This window comes from Gilliamella sp. Fer4-1, assembly GCF_001690515.1.
Taxonomy (GTDB): domain Bacteria; phylum Pseudomonadota; class Gammaproteobacteria; order Enterobacterales; family Orbaceae; genus Gilliamella; species Gilliamella apicola_C.
In genome coordinates, this window is sequence record NZ_LZGZ01000165.1 from 1 (window position 1) to 4,405 (window position 4,405).

4 protein-coding genes are annotated in these 4,405 nt (G+C 33.5%); 2 read left to right on the forward strand and 2 right to left on the reverse strand.

Annotated elements, in window-relative coordinates:
* Positions 1–5: 5 nt before the first annotated feature.
* Entirely contained in the window at positions 6–1,250 is a 1,245-nt protein-coding gene (locus A9G30_RS05685) for an oligosaccharide MFS transporter (RefSeq protein WP_065581663.1), read from the reverse strand.
* Between the two features lie 330 nt (positions 1,251–1,580).
* Positions 1,581–2,177, reverse strand: coding sequence for an outer membrane lipoprotein chaperone LolA (lolA, locus tag A9G30_RS05690; protein WP_065581664.1), 597 nt, complete (start codon positions 2,175–2,177; stop codon positions 1,581–1,583).
* Positions 2,178–2,357: 180 nt separating this feature from the next.
* On the opposite strand from lolA, the gene A9G30_RS05695 reads away from it, so the two are divergent.
* Positions 2,358–3,692 (forward strand): replication-associated recombination protein A, encoded by a 1,335-nt coding sequence (locus tag A9G30_RS05695; protein ID WP_065588325.1) that lies wholly within the window; start codon positions 2,358–2,360, stop codon positions 3,690–3,692.
* 231 nt (positions 3,693–3,923) lie between these two features.
* The gene (locus A9G30_RS12355) at positions 3,924–4,265 is read left to right on the forward strand and encodes an integrase core domain-containing protein (RefSeq protein ID WP_255305742.1); all 342 of its coding nucleotides are present in this window, start codon (positions 3,924–3,926) and stop codon (positions 4,263–4,265) included.
* Positions 4,266–4,405: the final 140 nt, after the last annotated feature.

A 4,405-nucleotide genomic window follows, 5' to 3' on the forward strand; every position in this document is an offset into this window, starting at 1 on the left:
TATATTTAACTAATTTTTTTATTTATGTATTTTGCTTTTTTATCACCGCATAAAAAGAAAATAGCAAAAATCATAAATCCTAAAACGACTAACCCAAGATGATTAAATGTTGTTGATGCACCATTGGTATCATAAAAATCACCGACAAGAGTAGAAAACAAAATAACACCAACAGAGCCTGCAACCTGATAACCGATTAAAAAGACGGTTGCTGAAAGACGAGCATTAAAATTAATATCAATATATTTAAATACGGAAACTAAAATGGTAGAAATCTCTAAACAGTGCATAAGTTTAATGATTGAAATAATGGCAATGCTACTAACATGCCCTGTAAGGAAGATGCGCGAAGCTGAAATAAATGCAGCAAAAATCAAAGCATTTTTTGCCCCAACACGATTTACAACGAATGGCACGCAAAACATCACAGCAGCTTCTAGAAAAACTTGAAACGAGTTTAAGATACCATATAAGCGATAGCCATCATTTACATCTTCAAATTGCTGAGTAAAATAAACAGGAAACAATTGCTGATCATAAATATTATAAAGACTATAGGTACCAAGCACATAAACAACAAATATCCAGAATTTTTTCAGCGCAAAGACAGACATAATTTCGTTAAAACTTAATTTGTCCTTTTTCTGAAAAATTGCTTCAGATGATTTGTTTAAATCTGGTTTAAAATTAAAATTTAGAATCATAAAACAGATTCCTACGACTGATGCAGCCCAGAAATTCAAATGAGGATTTATGCTAATCAAAATACCAGCAATAAAAGTACCTACAGCATAAGCAATACACCCCCAAGTGCGACATTGACCAAATTCAAATCCAAATGCTCGGCTGATTTTTTCACAATAGGAGTCAATTAATCCCATTCCAGCAACCCAACCAAACCCCAAAAAGAAACTACCAAAAATAACGCCAATATAAAAACTATGCCGTAATAGAGGTTCATAAACATAAATTAATGCAGGAGCAGCACAGGTAATAATGATACTTTGAAACCAGATAAGATGTTTTTTCAGAACTAATTTATCCTGATAAACACCATACACAATCATAATAATTAATGAGATAAAGTAATTAAATGAATAAATAATGCCTGTCTGTTTTGCCGTTAAACCAATCTCCTTACTTAGCCATATGGCATAAAATGAAAAGACGAAACTACCTGCAGCGTAATACATAAAACTGTAACATGAAGCAAACCAATAAGTTGGTTTGTTATAAAATGCGTTTGTCATAATTTATCCCATAAAAAGTGAACCACTGTAATTGAGTATGCAGAGCTAAAAATTTAGCTTTAAAGGGTTTATTGGATAAATGTGATCAACATCAAAATTATTTTATTAACTTAGATAAGAAAAATTATTGTGCACAATTTTATTTTAAAAAAAATTAATAGGTTAAAACAAAAGGAGTGAAAATTTTATAGAAAGAAATAAAACATTATATTTGACTAAATTCTGATATAAACCGATAGGAAAAATTTTTATGATCTTATTAGCGTTATTTTATATAAAAAATAACGCTAATATATTACGGATTGACATATTCCGTGATGTCATAATAGGTTAACGTTGATCATCAATAGTAACCCCTGTTGGTGGGATAAATTTAAATTTATTTAAATCAACTTTACCTAACACTTGGTGAGACAAGTCATAAAAACTACGCTGACCATCTTCTTCAATTATCGTAAAATTTGAGATCATGCCAGTTGGTAAAACCGAAATGACAAAGTCTTGATTAGAACCATCTGTTGGCTTAAGTGTAAATGAATTCTGCCTACGCGTTACATTATAAGCATTCCAAATCGGATTATGGCTATCAGAAATAAGTAACATTAAACGATTATCAACGGCTTTTTTCAAATTCATGACACTCACTTGCTCAACAGCTGGCGTATAAACCCAAAGACTTTCACCATCTGAGATAATTGATGTTACATCAGGCTCATTCATTGTCCAATTAAAATAATAAGGCCTTGTCACCCATAAATCGCCTTTTCCTTGTTGAACTGGTTGATTATCGACAGTTTTTACATCCTGTGAAAACTGAGCATAAAAGCCATCAATTTTATCTAGGCGTTGTTGCAAAACTTCTTTATCGTTTGCCCATGCTGACGACATACTAACCAATAACCCAATTAATAATAAAAATTTTTTCATGATAAATCCTTATGTCTGCGTCCTAGAAAATAACTGTATTCTAAAAAAACTGTTAACAAACTAAATTTAAGTAAGAATATTAGCTTTTTTCGATTTATGCGGAAAGCTATTTTATTTTTCACTTATTGATTAACAAGTATATAATACGTTTAATATCGCAAAGAATGGATACAGTGTATCATGCCTAGTATGTCTTTTGAATTTACAACTGATCAATTTAAGCCTCTAGCAGCAAGAATGCGCCCGCAGATCTTATCACAATACATTGGGCAAACACATCTATTAGGAAAAGAAAAACCACTTTCAAAAGCCATTGAAGCGGGTAATTTACATTCAATGATTTTATGGGGACCACCAGGTACGGGTAAAACCACGCTTGCTGAAATTATTGCTCACCATGCTAATGCCAAAGTTGAGCGTATTTCGGCGGTAACTTCTGGTATCAAAGATATTCGAGAAGCAATTGAACGTGCCAAAATTAATCAACAATCAGGGGTAAGAACGATCTTATTTGTTGACGAAGTCCATCGTTTTAATAAAAGCCAACAAGATGCTTTTTTACCGTATGTTGAAGACGGCACCGTCACATTTATTGGTGCAACGACGGAAAACCCATCTTTTGAATTAAATTCAGCATTATTATCTCGTGCTAGGGTCTATTTACTTAAATCATTGAGCAATGATGATATTGAGCAAATTTTGCAACAAGCGATGGAAGATCCCGATCGTGGTTATGGCAACCGAAATATTACTCTACTAGAAGAAACAAAAAAACAAATTGCCGAATTCGTTGGTGGTGATGCTAGACGAGCGCTTAACACTCTTGAATTGCTTGTTAATATGTCGGATGGCAAAGCATTAACACCTGAATTACTAAAAGAGGTCATTGGTGAGCGAAGTGCAAGATTTGATAACCAAGGTGACCGTTTTTATGATCTTATATCAGCTGTTCATAAATCAATTAGAGGCTCAGCCCCCGATGCCGCTCTTTATTGGTATGCAAGGATAATTTCGGCTGGTGGTGATCCATTATACGTAGCACGTCGATTATTAGCCATTGCATCAGAAGATGTTGGTAATGCTGATCCAAGAGCCATGCAAGTAGCTTTAGCTGCTTGGGACTGCTTTACTCGAGTTGGGCCAGCAGAAGGTGAGCGGGCTATCGCTCAAGCCATTGTTTATCTTGCTTGTGCACCTAAGAGTAATGCTGTTTATCTTGCTTTTAACCAAGCGATGAAGGATGCAACATCCAAACCAGATTATGATGTCCCTGAACACCTACGCAATGCGCCAACCAGTTTGATGAAAAATTTAGGTTATGGTGCGCAATATCGCTATGCTCATAATGAGCCCAATGCCTTTGCCGCCGGAGAAAACTATTTTCCCCCTGAAATGGCCGATACAAAATATTACCATCCAACAATGCGTGGTGCGGAAAAAAATTATGCCGATAAACTAGCATGGATAGAAGAACAAAATCGCACAAGCACCTTACAACGCTACAAATCTAAATAAAATAGCTAATTTTATACTCTATTTTTATTGTCTCACACTTTATAGCCCGAATTGTTTAAATGTAGGAATTACTTGCGTTGTTTGTAGTAATTTGAGAAACTAGAGTTATGAATAGGCATAAAAAAACAAAACTAACTATTTGTTGGCATTGATAATTTTTCACGTGAGCTTTATGCGGGCATTTACCTTGATAAATCTCAATATAGCTCAGCATTATTTTTACAAAATGATGTGCTAGCTCAATGTCCTTATATCGTTGAATGCATTCATTCCGATAATGGGCGTGAATATCAAGGTACAAATGAATACCTATTTGTTAAAATAGGTAATAATCATCTGATAAATCAGAAACTTACTAAACCAGCCTGCCCGCAAACAAATGGGAAAGCGGAAAAAGTCATACGTACTTTAATGAAGATGTGGCATAATATGCAAATATTCGAAGATTCAAAAGATAGGCAACAAAAACTTAAGCGATTTATTAACTATTATAATACGGTTAAATCGCATAAAGCTATTTCGGGGAAAACTCCTTATGAGTTTTTAGAGGATTATTTTAATCATGAAGTGTAAACAACTTGATGTTTTCCTACAGTTTAGATATTTAATTAGCTTTCCGCCTTATAACAAAATATAAAAATATTTTGAAAGATCTTAACTAATTATATAATAGGTAGTAACAATTATTTTATTATTAATTTGTATATAATAAT